The sequence below is a fragment of the Actinoplanes sp. NPDC026623 genome (assembly GCF_040638275.1).
GTDB lineage: Bacteria > Actinomycetota > Actinomycetes > Mycobacteriales > Micromonosporaceae > Actinoplanes.
Map to the genome: position 1 here is coordinate 1 of NZ_JBEZXZ010000223.1, position 13,926 is coordinate 13,926.

17 protein-coding genes are annotated in these 13,926 nt (G+C 71.0%); 7 read left to right on the forward strand and 10 right to left on the reverse strand.

Annotated features, from left to right (window positions below):
- Window positions 1-30 precede the first annotated feature (30 nt).
- The 3 genes from AB0F10_RS38690 to AB0F10_RS38700 all read right to left on the reverse strand — a co-directional run bounded on the left by AB0F10_RS38690 (window position 31) and on the right by AB0F10_RS38700 (window position 1,778).
- On the reverse strand, window positions 31-963 hold the full coding sequence (locus tag AB0F10_RS38690; RefSeq protein ID WP_360637279.1) for an alkaline phosphatase family protein: 933 nt from the start codon (window positions 961-963) through the stop codon (window positions 31-33).
- Window positions 960-1,487 (reverse strand): phosphatase PAP2 family protein, encoded by a 528-nt coding sequence (locus AB0F10_RS38695; RefSeq protein ID WP_360637282.1) that lies wholly within the window; start codon window positions 1,485-1,487, stop codon window positions 960-962. Before AB0F10_RS38695 ends, AB0F10_RS38690 begins: the two co-directional genes overlap by 4 nt.
- A gap of 75 nt (window positions 1,488-1,562) precedes the next feature.
- Entirely contained in the window at window positions 1,563-1,778 is a 216-nt protein-coding gene (locus AB0F10_RS38700; RefSeq protein ID WP_360637285.1) for a hypothetical protein, read from the reverse strand.
- Between the two features lie 124 nt (window positions 1,779-1,902).
- Between AB0F10_RS38700 and efeU the strand changes: the two genes are divergently transcribed.
- Window positions 1,903-2,787 carry an iron uptake transporter permease EfeU gene (gene efeU, locus AB0F10_RS38705; RefSeq protein WP_360637288.1) on the forward strand — a complete coding sequence of 295 codons (885 nt, stop codon included), beginning with the start codon at window positions 1,903-1,905 and terminating at the stop codon, window positions 2,785-2,787.
- Window positions 2,788-2,808: 21 nt separating this feature from the next.
- Here the strand turns inward: efeU and AB0F10_RS38710 are convergent, their stop codons facing one another.
- The 4 genes from AB0F10_RS38710 to AB0F10_RS38725 form a co-directional block, all read right to left on the reverse strand.
- Entirely contained in the window at window positions 2,809-3,693 is an 885-nt protein-coding gene (locus tag AB0F10_RS38710; RefSeq protein WP_360637291.1) for an alkaline phosphatase family protein, read from the reverse strand.
- Window positions 3,694-3,775: 82 nt separating this feature from the next.
- A complete protein-coding gene (locus tag AB0F10_RS38715) occupies window positions 3,776-4,429 on the reverse strand; it encodes a VTT domain-containing protein (protein ID WP_360637295.1) in 654 nt (217 codons plus the stop codon).
- 128 nt (window positions 4,430-4,557) lie between these two features.
- The gene (locus tag AB0F10_RS38720) at window positions 4,558-5,244 is read right to left on the reverse strand and encodes a hypothetical protein (protein ID WP_360637298.1); all 687 of its coding nucleotides are present in this window, start codon (window positions 5,242-5,244) and stop codon (window positions 4,558-4,560) included.
- Window positions 5,241-5,762: a sigma-70 family RNA polymerase sigma factor gene (locus AB0F10_RS38725; protein WP_360637301.1), complete on the reverse strand. Its 522-nt coding sequence runs from the start codon at window positions 5,760-5,762 to the stop codon at window positions 5,241-5,243. Before AB0F10_RS38725 ends, AB0F10_RS38720 begins: the two co-directional genes overlap by 4 nt.
- A 151-nt stretch (window positions 5,763-5,913) precedes the next feature.
- Here AB0F10_RS38725 and AB0F10_RS38730 point away from each other — a divergent pair, with 151 nt between their 5' ends.
- On the forward strand, window positions 5,914-6,228 hold the full coding sequence (locus AB0F10_RS38730; protein ID WP_360637304.1) for a hypothetical protein: 315 nt from the start codon (window positions 5,914-5,916) through the stop codon (window positions 6,226-6,228).
- Window positions 6,183-7,541, forward strand: coding sequence for an MFS transporter (locus AB0F10_RS38735; RefSeq protein ID WP_360637307.1), 1,359 nt, complete (start codon window positions 6,183-6,185; stop codon window positions 7,539-7,541). The genes AB0F10_RS38730 and AB0F10_RS38735 overlap by 46 nt, the downstream gene beginning before the upstream one ends.
- Window positions 7,542-7,667: 126 nt before the next feature.
- Here the strand turns inward: AB0F10_RS38735 and AB0F10_RS38740 are convergent, their stop codons facing one another.
- Genes AB0F10_RS38740 through AB0F10_RS38750 form a run of 3 tightly spaced genes read right to left on the reverse strand, consistent with a single transcriptional unit; the run spans window position 7,668 to window position 10,140 of the window.
- The gene (locus AB0F10_RS38740; protein ID WP_360637310.1) at window positions 7,668-8,432 is read right to left on the reverse strand and encodes a glucose 1-dehydrogenase; all 765 of its coding nucleotides are present in this window, start codon (window positions 8,430-8,432) and stop codon (window positions 7,668-7,670) included.
- Between the two features lie 39 nt (window positions 8,433-8,471).
- Window positions 8,472-9,437 (reverse strand): hypothetical protein, encoded by a 966-nt coding sequence (locus AB0F10_RS38745; protein ID WP_360637313.1) that lies wholly within the window; start codon window positions 9,435-9,437, stop codon window positions 8,472-8,474.
- A gap of 1 nt (window position 9,438) precedes the next feature.
- Window positions 9,439-10,140 carry a methyltransferase domain-containing protein gene (locus AB0F10_RS38750; RefSeq protein WP_360637316.1) on the reverse strand — a complete coding sequence of 234 codons (702 nt, stop codon included), beginning with the start codon at window positions 10,138-10,140 and terminating at the stop codon, window positions 9,439-9,441.
- A 108-nt stretch (window positions 10,141-10,248) separates the two neighbouring features.
- Between AB0F10_RS38750 and AB0F10_RS38755 the strand changes: the two genes are divergently transcribed.
- The 4 genes from AB0F10_RS38755 to AB0F10_RS38770 are packed head-to-tail and all read left to right on the forward strand — an operon-like array spanning window position 10,249 to window position 13,696.
- Window positions 10,249-11,154, forward strand: a complete 906-nt coding sequence (locus AB0F10_RS38755; RefSeq protein ID WP_360637319.1) for an ATP-binding cassette domain-containing protein — start codon at window positions 10,249-10,251, stop codon at window positions 11,152-11,154.
- A complete protein-coding gene (locus AB0F10_RS38760) occupies window positions 11,151-11,858 on the forward strand; it encodes a hypothetical protein (RefSeq protein ID WP_360637322.1) in 708 nt (235 codons plus the stop codon). The genes AB0F10_RS38755 and AB0F10_RS38760 overlap by 4 nt, the downstream gene beginning before the upstream one ends.
- 9 nt (window positions 11,859-11,867) lie before the next feature.
- Window positions 11,868-13,049 (forward strand): histidine kinase, encoded by a 1,182-nt coding sequence (locus tag AB0F10_RS38765; RefSeq protein ID WP_360637325.1) that lies wholly within the window; start codon window positions 11,868-11,870, stop codon window positions 13,047-13,049.
- Entirely contained in the window at window positions 13,046-13,696 is a 651-nt protein-coding gene (locus AB0F10_RS38770; RefSeq protein ID WP_360637328.1) for a response regulator transcription factor, read from the forward strand. The genes AB0F10_RS38765 and AB0F10_RS38770 overlap by 4 nt, the downstream gene beginning before the upstream one ends.
- Window positions 13,697-13,926 lie beyond the last annotated feature (230 nt).

Consider the following 13,926-nt stretch of genomic DNA (forward strand, 5'->3'; position numbering starts at 1 on the left):
GCCCCGGCGCCGCCGGGGCACGCCGGGCGCTCACAGCCGGAAGGAGCCGGTCATCGACGCCGCTCGCGCCGCGCAGCCGAGTAGCGGGAGGTCCAGTACCTCCTCGACGGTACGCAGTGTCGAGCAGTGTGTGAACGACTCGCCGACCCTGAGGTGCGTCGTGGTCGGCGAGATCACCAGGGTGGGGATGTGGTTGTCCGTATCGGTGCCCTCGTCCCAGGTCACGATGACGATCAGGTGGCCGGACCGGTAGTCCGGGCCGGCGAGGACCACGGGCAGCCAGGTCCGCAGCCAGCGGTCGCCCGTGCCCACCCGTTCGGCCGGGCACGGGTCCGCGCCGTGCATGTCATGACAGGCGTCCGGGCTGACGAAGGCGAACGCGGGCAGGGCGCCCGCGGCGATGTCGTCGTGCAGCGTGCCGGACTGCGGATCCCCCATCGGCACCGACCAGCGGGCGCAGTCGCGTCGTTCGTCCACGTAGTAGTTCGCGGGCACGTGGCGTACGAGATAGCGGCCTTCCCTGCCGTTGCCGAGCGCGCACGGGCCTGGCGCCGACTCGGCGTAATCGCGCCATTCGCGCCCGCTCGCGGAGACCTGCCGGAACAGGTTGTCGTCGTGCAGCGGGTGGGCCTTCGGCGCCCGATCGTCGCAGATGCCGTCGGTGGTTCCGCTGGTCAGCAGGATGTAGGCGGCCAGCGATGGGCAACCGGGCGGATAGCCCGCGTCGAGACCGGTGGCGGTGCCGTACCTCGCGGCGAGTTCGTTCAGGTACGGCGCGTCCGGCGAGCCGATGATCTCGTCGTACGCGTGGTTCTCCTCCGCGATCATCATGACCTTGCTGTAGCCGCCGGTGGGCGGCGATGACGAGGGGTGTGCCGGCGCGGGCCGTTCCTTGGCCGTGCACCCGGCGATCACCACCGTCCCGACAAGCAGGTTCGCGATCAGCCGGCGGGCCGGTGTCATGCGACCTGCTCGCGGGTGCGAAGTCCGCGGGTCCCGATGACGACCGAAAGGACCGCGAGGCCGGCGATGATCGCCGCGGCGGCGATGTCGCCGGGGTAGTGCACGCCCGCCCAGACCCGGGAGAACCCAACGGCCAGCGCCGCGACGCCGAGGGCGATGCCCCAGCGGCGGCTCAGGAAGGCGTACACGCCGAGGGCCACCGCGAAGGCGGCGGTCGCGTGGTCGCTGGGCAGCGCGATCCCCGGGTCATGGGGGATCAGCTGGTGCACGGGATGGCTCTGGAACGGGCGCACTTCGCCGTTGAGATGAGACAACACGGTCGCACCGGTGAAGGCGAGGACCAGTGCCACGCCGAGCTTGAACACCGGCCGCACCCGGCGATGCCGTAGGGCGGCCGCGACGAGGCCGGCGGCCATCACGAAGATCGGATAGATCAGCCAGGTCGCCGCGAACTCCATCACGTCGTCCACGCCGTCGGCACGTCCGGCAGCACCGTTGATGAGCTGAAAGAGCTGATAATTCACTGCGCCACCCTGCACAGGCGGTGCTGAGAAAACACTGAATGAGCGAGCGTGGCCCGCCGGCGCCACCCGAAGGGATTACGCGCGGGACCGGCCGTCGCTTCCATCGGGTACCGGCGACCGCGACCGCATCACGCGGCGCAGCAGCAGGCCGACTCCGGGGACGGTCACCAGCACGAACAGCCACGCGCCCAGCAGCACGAAAACGGTCGCCGAGGCGCCGATGAGCACCGGGGTCCCGGAATAGCCGCGGTTGCCGCCCGCCGGGCGTTCCTCCCGGGATCGCATGGTCACCGCACCGACTCTAGCTCCTACCTTCTGTAGGTGCAGAGGTATCGCCAATCGCACGCCCCGCTTGACATTTCCTACAACTTGTAGGATTTTGACGGGGGCAGGTTAGGCTAACCAAAGGGGAATCGTGGGCTCGGTATTCTTCGCCAGCTATCTCATCGGTCTGCGCGACGGCCTCGAGGCGGCGCTGGTCGTCACGATCCTGTTGACAGTGCTCGCCCGCTCGCAACGCCGCGACGGACTGGCACCCCTGTGGACGGGGGTGGCCGCGGCCGTGATCGCCGCCGCCACACTCGGCGCCGTGCTCACCTACGTGGCCACCTCGCTGCTCGACGGCGTACGCCTCGAGCTGTTCGAGGCCGTGACCTCGCTGGTCGCCGTGGCGATGGTGACGTGGATGATCTTCTGGATGCGGCGCAGCGCCCGCACCATCAAGGCCGAACTGACCGGAAAGCTCACCGATGCGCTCGGCATGGGCCGGGCCGCCATCGCCGGTCTCGCCTTCGTCGCGGTCATCCGCGAGGGCGTCGAGATGGTTCTGCTGGTCTTCTCCGCCGCCCAGGCCGCCTCCCAGACGGTCGCCCCCCTGCTCGGCATGCTCGCCGGAGTCGTGTCCGCGATGCTGCTCGGCTGGCTGATGTACAAGGCCGTGGCCCGGGTCAACCTGGGCAGGCTGTTCACCTGGACCGCGGTGCTGCTGATCCTGGTCGCCGCCGGGATCGCGAAATACGCGGTGCACGGCTTCCAGGTCGCAGGAGCGCTGCCCGGCGCCAACACGGTCTCGTACGACCTCTCCGGAACCGTCGAGCCGACCTCCTGGTACGGCACCCTGCTCACCGCCACCGTCAATCTCACGCCGAGCGCCACGGTGCTGGAGATCGTCGTCTGGCTGGCCTACACGGCCGGGGTTCTGATCCTATTCTTCCTCTCACCGAGCAGCACCCTCAAGAAGCCCGAGCCGGTCACTGCCGCGCCGGCATCCGCTTCGGGCCAGGTTCGGGAGACGGCGTAGCGCCCGGCCGCATAAGTCCGGTCAGCGCCGGGACCACAGGTCCGGCATCCCCTTGGCGCGGGAGGGCCCGCCGCTGATCGGGAGCCGGTACATCTGCTGAATGGAGCGCAGCAGGTCGTAGTGGTTCAGGTGGGCACCGTAGGAACCGGGCCGAACACCGGCGCCGGCCACGATCGTCGGGATGTGGTTACTATCGGTCCCGTTGTCCTCGTCGAAGGTGAGCACGAACAGACTGTTGTGCGTCCTGGCCCAGGCGACGTAGCCCGAGAGCTCCTTCTTCAGCCAGGCGTCAGCGCGCACCTTGGGGCAGTCGTGCATGTCGTGGCAGAGGTTCGGGATGACGAACGAGACCGTGGGCAGCCTGCGGAAGTCGTTCGGGAAGTCCGAGTACGGCCGGTTCGCCGAGGCCGGCACGTTGGCGAAGTTCACCCAGGGGTTGTGCCGGCGCACATAGCCCTGATCGGAGCAGCCGAGCCAGCCGGCCGACGGAAGGTCCTCGGAGTAGCCGGCGAAGCTGTAGCCGGCGTCGAGCAGCTGACGGCCGAGGTTGCTCCGGCTGCCGAGATCATGGGGGCACTCGTTGTCGGTGACGCCCTGGGTCGATCCCGAGAACAGCGCCAGATAGTTCGGCTGGCTCGGATGGGTCTCGGCGTAGAAGTGCAGCATGTTCGCCGAGCCCCGGGCCAGCGATGACACCCACGGCGTCTTCGGATCTCCGATCACCGAGTCATAGCGCTTGTTCTCGAGTACGACGATCACCAAGTGGTCCGGTCTCGGCGCCACGGCGGTCGCGGCGGGCACCGTCGCGGCCGTCGGCTTCGCCTCGTTCGCCTCGATCGCCACCATGGCCATTGCCAGCAGGCCCACGGAGGCAACCGACAACACCGATCGCTCAAGCCGATTCATGCGAGTCTCCCGAGAAGGTTTGATGTCCATTTCTCCTACATTGTGTAGGAATAACGGATTCCACTCGGTCAGACACGCCGGGTCAGCGCTGCTCCATCCCGGCCTTACGGGCACGCCGACGCGCGCGCAGCAACTCGATGGCGATCGGCAGCACGGAGACGGCCACAATGCCGATCAGCATCAACTCGATGTGGTCCTTGACGAACCCCACCTGTCCGAGGAAATAGCCGAGGACCGTGACGCCGCAGCCCCACAGCGTTCCGCCGACGACGTTGTATACCAGGAACGTGCGGTAGCGCATCCCGCTCGCCCCAGCCACGATCGGCGTGAACGTCCGCACGATGGGCACAAACCGGGCGAGGACGATCGACCGAGCCCCGTACTTCTCAAAGAAGTCCTGCGCTCGGGTCAGATTCTCCTGCTTGAACAGCCGCGCGTCGGGTCGGCGGAACAGTGCCGGCCCGAAGCGTCGCCCGAACATGTACCCGAACTGGTCGCCGGCCACCGCGGCGATCGACACCAGCAGGCACATCAGCCAGAGCGACTGATGCAGGTAGGTGCGGTCGGCCACGAGGAGTCCGGTCGTGAACAGTAGCGAATCCCCGGGCAGGAAGAAGCCGATCAGCAGGCCGGACTCCGCGAAGACGATGGCAAGGATGCCGATCAGCCCGAAGGTGGAGATCAGCCACTCCGGATCCAGGAATGACGGACCCAGCGCGAGCGGTGCAGCCGGCATCGAAGAATCCTCCCCCACGGCGAACAGACACTTAAACCTACACATTGTAGGATCGGCCCGCCGCGGGAGAACAGATAAGCCAGTCGGGCTGTCCCGTCAGGGCAGCCCGACATGGTCTTGCGGTGCGGTCAGTTCTTCGGCGGGCCGCCCGGCGACCGCAGGTGCGCGGGCGGCGGTTCGGTGGTGCACGTCAGCGGCTCTCCCGTGGGCACCAGGCGTTCGACCGACCCCGGATTTCCGCCGACGGCGGTCAGCTGAGCCGGGGACAGATAGCCGATGAAGAGTTGTTTCCCGTCGGGCATGGCCGCGGGGCTGAAGACGAAGGTGACGTTCGCGTCGCTCCCCCGCTGGCCCTTCATCACCTTCTCGACTCCCGGACCGACGCCACTGGGGCTCAGGGTCCCCGCGTCCCGCGGTCCCCGGCAGAACTCGCCCACCTTGATCAGCACGGGAAACCCGGCCGCGCGCAGCGCACCCTGCAGACCCTGGTGGTCCTCGAAGTAGCGCCGCTTGTCCCAGGTCACGCGGACCGTGCCGTCGTTCTGGCTGTCCACGGTGTATGCGACCGTGCGAATGTGCACGCCGCCGGCCGCGTTCGTGGTCGCCGGTCCCGTGGGCGGGATCAGGCCGAGCGTGACGCCGGTGACCACGGCCGCACCCGCAACCACGGCGGCCGCCGTACCGGCGAGGCGGCGGCGCCGGCGTGCCCGGCCCGCGGCCATGATCTGCTCGGCCGAGGCGTGCATGCCGATGTGGTTCAGTGAATCCTTCAAGGTGTCCAGTACGGCGCTGGCGTCCGTTTCGCGGTCGCTCATGGTCTTGCCTCCAGATCTTCTGCGTTGACCAGATGTGCGCGAAGCGACGCGACGGCCCGCGACAGGTGGGCGGTGACCGTGCCCGCGGCGATCCCGAGCACCCGCGCGGTGCCGCCGGTATCAAGATCCAGGAACACCCGGCAGGCGATGACCTCCCGCTGCCGCCGCGGCAGCCGACGCAGCGCGGCCAGCAGCGCGGGGTCCAGCCCGGTGTCGCCGGCCGCGAGAGCCTCGACCTCGTGGGTGCCGTCCCAGGCGACCTCCCGCCGCTGACGCCGCCACCACGAGACCCGGGCGTTCAACGCCGTGCGTACGATCCAGGCACGCGGCGCGGGATGGCAGGCGACCTTGTGCCACGACGTCCACGCTCGGGTGAACGCCTCGGCCACCAGATCCTCGGCCAGCTGCCGGTCACCCACGCTGACCAGGACCGCCCTCAGGCAGGCCGCCTGATCCGACCGGTAGAACTCCGCGAACTCCCGCTGCTTCACATCCGGTACACGCTTGGAGCGCCTCATCCGCTTACCTCGGCACGAGCGAGCATCGTCCCCAACGGGTGGAGCAGGCGGGCGAATCGGAGGAATCCCGGAGCCCTGCTTGAGGGTGGATCGAGAGTCCTGCTCGATTATTGCCTGTGTCAGAACGAAGACCAAGCGCGGTGCCGACGGCGTGACGGCGACGTTCTTCTACGACAACCCGCAGTGGCCCGGGTACGTGGGCGACGCCAAGACCGGACCGCGCCGGCCCGATCCCGCACACTGGCCGGCGTCCGTGAGCATTCAGCCCACCCTCACCCAGCTGGTCGGCAGCAAGGTGATCGTTCAGACCCCGACCCTCGGGTACGACGCCGGCACCCGCCTGCGCAGCCTCACCTACAAGAACCTCGACCCGAAGCGTGCGTACACAATGAAGCTCAGCACCGCGAACACCTGGGGCACATGCGCCCGCACGGACGGCAGGATCCTGCTCGCGGCCGGCAAGTAGCACCCGCGCCGACCGCACGCCAACCTATCCACCGCCGGCAACACGAACAATCCTTCCGATCTACCTCCGGAATTAATACCTACAAATCAGGCATTATTGGTGGAATGTTGCGCACCCGCGATGTTCGGATGATCATCACCGCGCGAGCACTGCGTACCGCCGGATACGGTGCTACCAGCGTTCTGCTTGCGGGAATGCTGATCGAGGACGGCTGCACCCCAGCCCAGGTAAGCATTCTGGTCGCGACCGCAGCCGCCGGGTCCGTGCTGGCCAGCCTGGTCATCGGGGCGTTCGCCGACCGGTGGGGCCGCCGCCGCTGCCTCATCATCAGCGCCGGACTCATGGCCGCGTCCGGGATCATGTTCGCAGCGTGCGAGTCCTACCCCATGCTGCTGATAGCCGCGTTCGCCGGGACCATCTCACCGTCCACCAACGACAACACCCCGTTCAGCGGGGTCGAACAGGCGATCCTGGCCCAATCCAGCCCGGACCACCAGCACACCAAGGTCTTCACCGCATACAACCTGACCGCACTGCTGGCCGGCTCGATCGGTGGCCTCGCCGCGGCGGCGCTCGGCCACCAGCACCGGGCATCGCCCGGGGACCTGGCCTTCGCCCTCTACGCGATCCTCGCCGTCGGCACCCTCGCCGCCGGCGCCCGGCTGTCACCCGCCGTCGAACCGAACCACGCCAAGGGTAAAACCCGACCCGCTCCCCAGATTGCCGAACAGGAACGGCTGCCGCACCGTGTCCGGGTACTCGCGGGCCTGTTCGCCGTCGACGCGTTCGCCGGCGGCCTGGCGGTGCAGACGATGCTCGCCTGGTGGCTGGCCTACCGGTATGGCGCCACCACCACCCAGCTCGGCATGCTGTTCTTCGCCACCAATGTCATGTCCGCGGTCTCCCTGCTCGCCGCGCCCGTCCTCGCGCGCCGCCACGGGCTGCTCGCGACCATGCTCGTGCCCCACGTCCTGGCGAACCTGCTGCTCCTGTGCCTGCCCCTGGCCCAGAGCCTGGCCGTCGCCGCCACGCTGCTGATCACCCGGCACGCGATGTCCAAGGTAGACGTCCCTGCCCGGCAGGCATTTGTCGCCGCGATCGTCGCCCCGGTTCACCGCACCGCGGCCGCCAGTCTCACCAGCATCGCCCGCAGCGTCGCCGTGTGCGCCAGCCCGATGGCCGCCACCGCGATCCTCGCCGCCCCGGCGCTGCGGGGCGGCAGCATGCTGCTCATCGCGGGTGCCACCGCCATCGGCTACGACGCCGGACTGTGGACCGCCTTCCGCAACCAGCCCGCCCGCCGAAAACCCTGATCCGCCGAATCATCCGGCGCCGGGGCGCCGCGGAACCCCACAGCCCGGGCCGGGTGGATTCGCCCCGGCGGAGGTGCCGGTGTGCGGTACCCACACACGTGCATCGAGGCTCATCGCCGACAACCGTCACACGGCGGTGTAGCCGCCGTCGGCCACCAGGATCGAGCCGGTGATGAACGACGCGGCGTCGCTGGCGAGGAAGACGACGCTGGGCGCGATCTCCTCGGGGAGCGCGGCGCGCCGCTGCGGGCAGTCCTCGATCCAGTAGCGCTGAAACTCCGGCCGGTCCACGGGCGCCATGTCGGTCTTGACGTAGCCCGGCGCGACCGCGTTGACCCGGATGCCGTACGGCGCCCACTCGACGGCGAGCGACTTGGTGAGGTGGTGGACGGCGGCCTTCGACGCGTTGTACGCCGGCTGCCACTGTGGACGGTTGACGATGATGCCCGACATGCTGCCGATGTTGACGATCGAGCCGGCGCGGCGCTCGCGCATGCCGGCGCCCACGGCGAGGGAGGTCTTCCAGAGCGCGCGCACGTTGAGGTCGAACACGTCGGCCCACTGCCGGTCGGTCACGTCGACGGCGTCGGCGTGGTAGCAGACCCCGGCGTTGTTGACCAGGATGTCGATCCGGCCGTCGAAGGCGCTCAGCGCCTGCTCGGTCATCGCGGAGACCTGACCGTCGTCGGTGATGTCGGCGGTGATCGTCACGAGGTCGTAGCCGGCCGTCTTCGCCTGCGCCGCGGCGGCGAGGTTCGCCTCCTCCCGCCGGCCGGCGATGGCCACCCGCGCGCCGGCCTGCGCCAGGCCGAGGGCGAACGCCTTGCCGAGCCCTTGATTGCCGCCGGTGACGAGGGCGGTCTTGCCGTCGAGACTGAACAGGGATGTCATGCGTGTGACCTTCCTCTGGCAGTTGCCGCGAAACACCCGCTACGCCGTGTCGCGGCCCGCCGCGGCGCTCAGGCTGTCGAGATCGATGCGATACCAGGCGGATCGGGTGAAGGCGTGCAACTCGTCGCCGCGGCAGGTGTATCGCAGACCCAGGGCCTCGATGCCGTCGGGCAGCACGACACGGCATCGGCCTCCCCGCTGAATCTGCCCGTCCCGGCCGATCCGCAACATCGTCGCGACGTCGTACTCCACGCCCGGTCCGGTGAGGAGGGCGACGTCGGGCCCGCGCCGCAGCAGATTGTGGGCCGACCTTTGCGGCGAAGGCCCCCAGTCGGTCACCTTCTCGCCTGCCACGGAGACGATGTGAAAGTTCGTGTAGGGGCAGAAATAGGCGGTCTCTCCCGCAACGTTGAGCGAGTAGCAGTCGAAGATGGCGGGCAGCCCGGCATCCGGCGGGTAGAGCCACTCGGTGGTCAGGTCGCTGCCGAAGCGGGCGAGCCCGTGTCCTTCCGGACCACTTCCGCCCATCGCCTCGTCGAAGTATCCGGCCCACACCGACCCGGACGGCGTGGTCAACAGGTGCTCGATGGCGTCGCCGAGGTGGGCCCGACGCTCCAGACCTCCGGCGCCGGTCCATACCTCGGCGTTGGCCTCGCCATGCCCGGCCCGGGCCGCCGCCAGCAGGACGCGCCCCTCGGGCAGCGGCTGCACGAAGCTCACCCGCAGGTCGGTCTCGACCTCGACGGAGGCGACGACGCGGGGCCCGCCCTCGACGTGCCAGGTCACCCGCTTGCGGTTGGGCGCCTCGCGATGCCGCCAGACGGCCAGCGCCGTGCCGTCGGGGCCGACGCCGATCGCCTCGGGCCCCGGATCCATGGCGCCCGGCCGCCCCGGCGTGACGAATCCGTGGCGTCGCAGCGGGGCGACCGGCAGCGTCAGCACCTCCTGCCGCCTCCGCAGGCTCGCCCGGTCGCGATCCGCCTCGGCACTCCTCGCCTGCGTCATCTCATTCCGGCCGGTAGTAGGAGTGGACCGCGGGTTGCCTGGTGTAATTCGGCCCGGCGCGGTCGTCGGCGCCGAGGTACGCGTACGGCAGCGGCGCCGCCGGCCGGCCGGTGCGGGTGATGCGGCGCCGGCGGGCGTCGTAGGCGAAGCCCGCCCGGCGCAGTGCGCCGTGCAGCGCGCGCCCGGCGGGCTTTCCGTCGGGAAGGCGGATGCTGTCCAGGTCGAGGTCGGCGACGAGCAGCCCGTCGTCGGCGAGCCAGCCGGCGGCCCGCGTCAGGGTGGCGAGCTTGTCGCCGACGTAGTGCAGGCCGTGCACGCAGGTGATCAGGTCGAAGCGCCGGTCCGGCAGCCACGAGGTGACCGGGGCGCAGCACAACCGCAACAACGGATTCGGTACGGGCGCGGGATCGAAGTATTCGACCAGGTCGACCCCGACGAGGCTGACGCGGCCGTCGTAGCCGTCGCGGGCGAGCTGTTGGGCGGCCTGGATGAGGGCACGGCCGGTGCCGCAGCACAGGTCCAGCCAGCCCGGCGTGGCGGCGGCGGAGGCCGTGAGTCGCTCCCGCAGCCGATCGACGGGGTTGAATCCGAGCGCCTGGGCGTAGCTGTTCGCACCGGCCAGTTGCCGCTCGCGGTTCATCGCGCAGTTGGCGACCACCGCCGACGCCGCCAGCGTGTCCTCGTCGAGCAGTAGCCGATCCACCTCGACATCCTGCCACGGCGTGATCGGCGTCCGGCTATGTCGAACGGCATAGGCGGGCGCCGACCGGCGGCAGATGTCCGCGACCGGTTCTCCCGGGACGCTGAGGTCATGATCGAGCTTCGGGAACTGACCAAACGCTACAAGGACAGGACGGCGGTCGACGGGGTCACCGTCACGGTGCCGGCGGGGGTGGTGACGGCGCTGCTCGGGCCCAACGGTGCCGGCAAGTCCACCGCCATGCGCATCGTGCTCGGGCTGGACCGGCCCACCTCCGGGACGGCGTTGATCGGCGGCCGGCGCTACGCCGAGCTGCGGAAGCCGCTGCGGCTGGTCGGGGCTCACCTGGATGCCGGCGCCTTCCATCCCCGGCGGACCGGGCGGTCGGGACTGCTGGCGCAGGCCCGGTACAACGGCCTCCCGCGTTCCCGGGTGGAGGCCGTGATCGACGCGGTCGGGCTCGGCGCGGTGGCGGGGAAGCGGGCCGGCACCTACTCGCTCGGGATGGCGCAGCGGCTCGGGATAGCGGGGGCGATGCTCGGGGATCCCGGCACGGTGATCCTCGACGAGCCGGTCAACGGCCTCGACGCGGACGGGGTGCGGTGGGTGCGCGGACTGCTGCGCCGGTGGGCCGGCGAGGGGCGCACGGTCCTCATCTCCAGCCACCTCATGAGCGAGGTCGCCCTGATCGCGGACCGCGTGGTGGTGCTGGGCCAGGGCCGGCTGCTCGCCGACGCGACGACGGCCGACTTCACCGCCGGCCAGGAGGTGGCCGTCGAGGTGGCGGCCGCCGACCGCGAGTCATTCCGGCTGCTGGCGGCGGCGCTGGGCGGCCACGGGGAGCGGGTCGGTGCGGACCGCCTGCGGGTACGCGGGCTGGACGCGGCGACGGTCGGCCGGCGCGCCCAGCAGGCCGGTGCGGTGCTGCGCGAGCTGCGCGCCGACGCGCCGGGGCTCGAGGAGGCGTACGTGCGCCTGGTCGAGGGCGAGGCCGAGTTCGCGGCGGTGGCGGCATGAGAAACGCGTTGAGTGCCGAGTGGGGCAAGACCTGGTCGCTGCGGTCGCCCTGGTTCTGCGTGCTCGCCGCGGTCCTGCTCACCGCGGGCACGGCGTCCACGCTGGCGAACGACTTCGTGCACGACATCGGGCAGGGCCGCCTGCCGCGGTCCGAGACCCTGGCAGTGCTGGAACCGCTGGTGCCGGCGATGCAACTCGGGCAGCTCGCCCTCGTCGCGCTGGCGATGCTGGTGGTCACCGCCGAGTACGGCACCGGCGTGATCCGGTCCACCTTCCTGGCCCTTCCGCAGCGGCGGGCCGTGCTCGTCGCCAAGACCACGGTGGCCGCCGTCGTCGGATTCGGGGCCGGCCTGGGATCGGCGGCCGCCGGGTGGGCCGTCGTCGCGGCGCAGCTGGGCGGTCATGGGCGGCCCGGTGCGCCGATCCCCGCCTGCCTGCGACTCGCCGTGGTCGCGATGCTGGCCTGCGTGTTCACCGTCGCGGTCGGGTTCCTGCTGCGCAGCGCCGCCGGCACCCTGACGACCATGTTCGTGCTGCTGGTCGGCCTGCAGGTGCTCGCACCCCGGATCGGCGAGTACCTTCCGGCCGGCGCGGCGGTGGCGTTCGCGGCCGGCGACGGCGTCCGGCATCTGCTGGTGCTGGCGGCGTGGACGGCCGCCGCCCAGCTCGCCGCCGGCCTGCTGCTGGTCCGCCGGGATGCCTAGGCTGTGGGCATGCACGGGTGGGGCCAGTGGTATGCGCTCGCCGCGGCCCTGGTGGTCGCCGGCTGTTACCTGTGCGCGCGGCGGAGGCTCGCCTGGGCGGCGGTCGTGCTGCTCTGCGTGCTGGAGGCGGTCGCCGCGGTCGCCGTCGCGCGCAGCCAGGACACGGTGTCCTGGCTGCTGGACCAGCTCGTCGTGGTGCTTGCGGTGTTCGCGGCGCTGATCGGCGCCTACCGCCGGCTGCGCCACGAATTCGTCGAGCAGGGCTGGGCGCAGGCCCGGGACGCGCGGCTGCACGAGCGCGCCCGGATCGCCGCCGACCTGCACGACACGCTCGGTCACGACCTCGCCCTGCTGTCCCTGCAGGCCGCCGGCATCCAGGTGACGGCGACAGACCCGGACACCCGGCAACGGGCCGCGGCGGTCCGCGCGGGTTCGGCGGCGGCGATCGACACAGTACGCCGGATCGTCGACCTGCTGGACGTCGAGGCGCGGGCCGACGTCGGCAATGTCCTCGACCGGGCCAGGGCGGCCGGGATGACCGTCGAGGTGACCGGCGCACCGCCGCGGGACGAGTTCCTGGCCCGGCTCGTGTCGGAGGCGCTGTCCAACGCGGCCCGCCACGCACCCGGCGCCCCGGTGAGTATCGCGTTCGACGATCGGCGAGTGGAGATCGTCAACCCGGTGCCGGGCGACGACGTCCCGGGCCGGGCGGGTACCGGCCTGGCGGTGCTGTCGGCGCGCCTCGTGCGGGCCGGCGGCTCGCTGGCGGCCGAGGCCTCGGCCGGCCGGTTCCGGCTGGTCGCCGACGTGCCGGCCGGCCTGGACACCGAGGACCGGCTCGGCGACGACTACCGGTCCCGCCGGTACCGGGTCCGGCGGATGCTGGCCGGCACGGTACTGATCCCGTTCGCCGCGCTGCTGGTCGTGGCGACCGGCTTCTACACCTGGGCGGTCCGCGGCGCGTCGATGGAGGGCCGGGCATTCGCCGAGTTGCGGGTGGGCATGCCGGAGGCGGCCGCGGTCGCGCTGCTGCCCGGGCGGGAGGCGCCGGTTCGGCTGGGCGGCGCGCGCGGGCCGGGATGCCGCTACTACACGGACGGGAACTATCCGCTGGCATACGGCAACTACGTGGTCTGTTTCGCCGACGGCAGCCTGTCCCGGGTGGAGGATCTCACCGGGCGGACCGAATGATCAGAATCCTGCTGGCCGACGATCAGCCCCTGGTCCGGGCCGGCCTGCACACCGTGCTCAGCTCCGACCCGGAGCTGGAGATCGTGGCGGAGGCGGCGGACGGCCGCGCCGCGCTGGCGGCGGCCGAGCGGTTCCGGCCCGACGTGGCGCTGCTCGACATCCGGATGCCCGGCATGGACGGCCTGACCGCGGCCGAGGCGCTGCGGGCCGGCCAACCGGGCATCCGCGTCATGATCGTCACGACGTTCGACGAGGACCGCTACATCGCTCGCGCGCTCGACGCCGGCGTGCACGGGTTCCTGCTCAAGTCCAGCGACCCGTACGAGCTGATCGCCGGCATCAAGGCCGCGATGAACGGGGGCACCGTGCTGGCGCCGCCGGTCGCGCACCGGATCGTCCAGGTGCTGCACGGGGGTGCGCTGCGTGACCGGCTGGCCGCCCGTACCGGCGTGGAGGCACTGACCCCGCGCGAGCGCGATGTGCTCGCGCTGGTCGGGAGCGGCATGTCCAACGCCGAGATCGGCCGCAGGCTGCACCTGGCCGAGGGAACCGTGAAGATTCACGTGAGCGCCCTGCTCGGCAAGCTGGGGCTGGCCAACCGGGTCCAGGCGGCGATCTACGCCTATCGGGCGGGCCTCGCCCAATAGCCGTCCGGGTTCGCGATCGAGCAGGCGGCGGTCGGCTTTCCGCAGGTTCCCGCGCACCACGCCCGGGTGGGGCCGGGCCGGCGGTGCTCGCCGCGTACACGATGATCGTCGGTTGGTTTGGCCTGAGCCGCCGGAGACCGGCGGCTCAGGCGGGGTCGCTCGTCCGGCCCACGGCGATGCCGGCTCCCGCCTCCACCGGCTCGGCCGGGCGGGCGGGCCGCTGCGCGGGC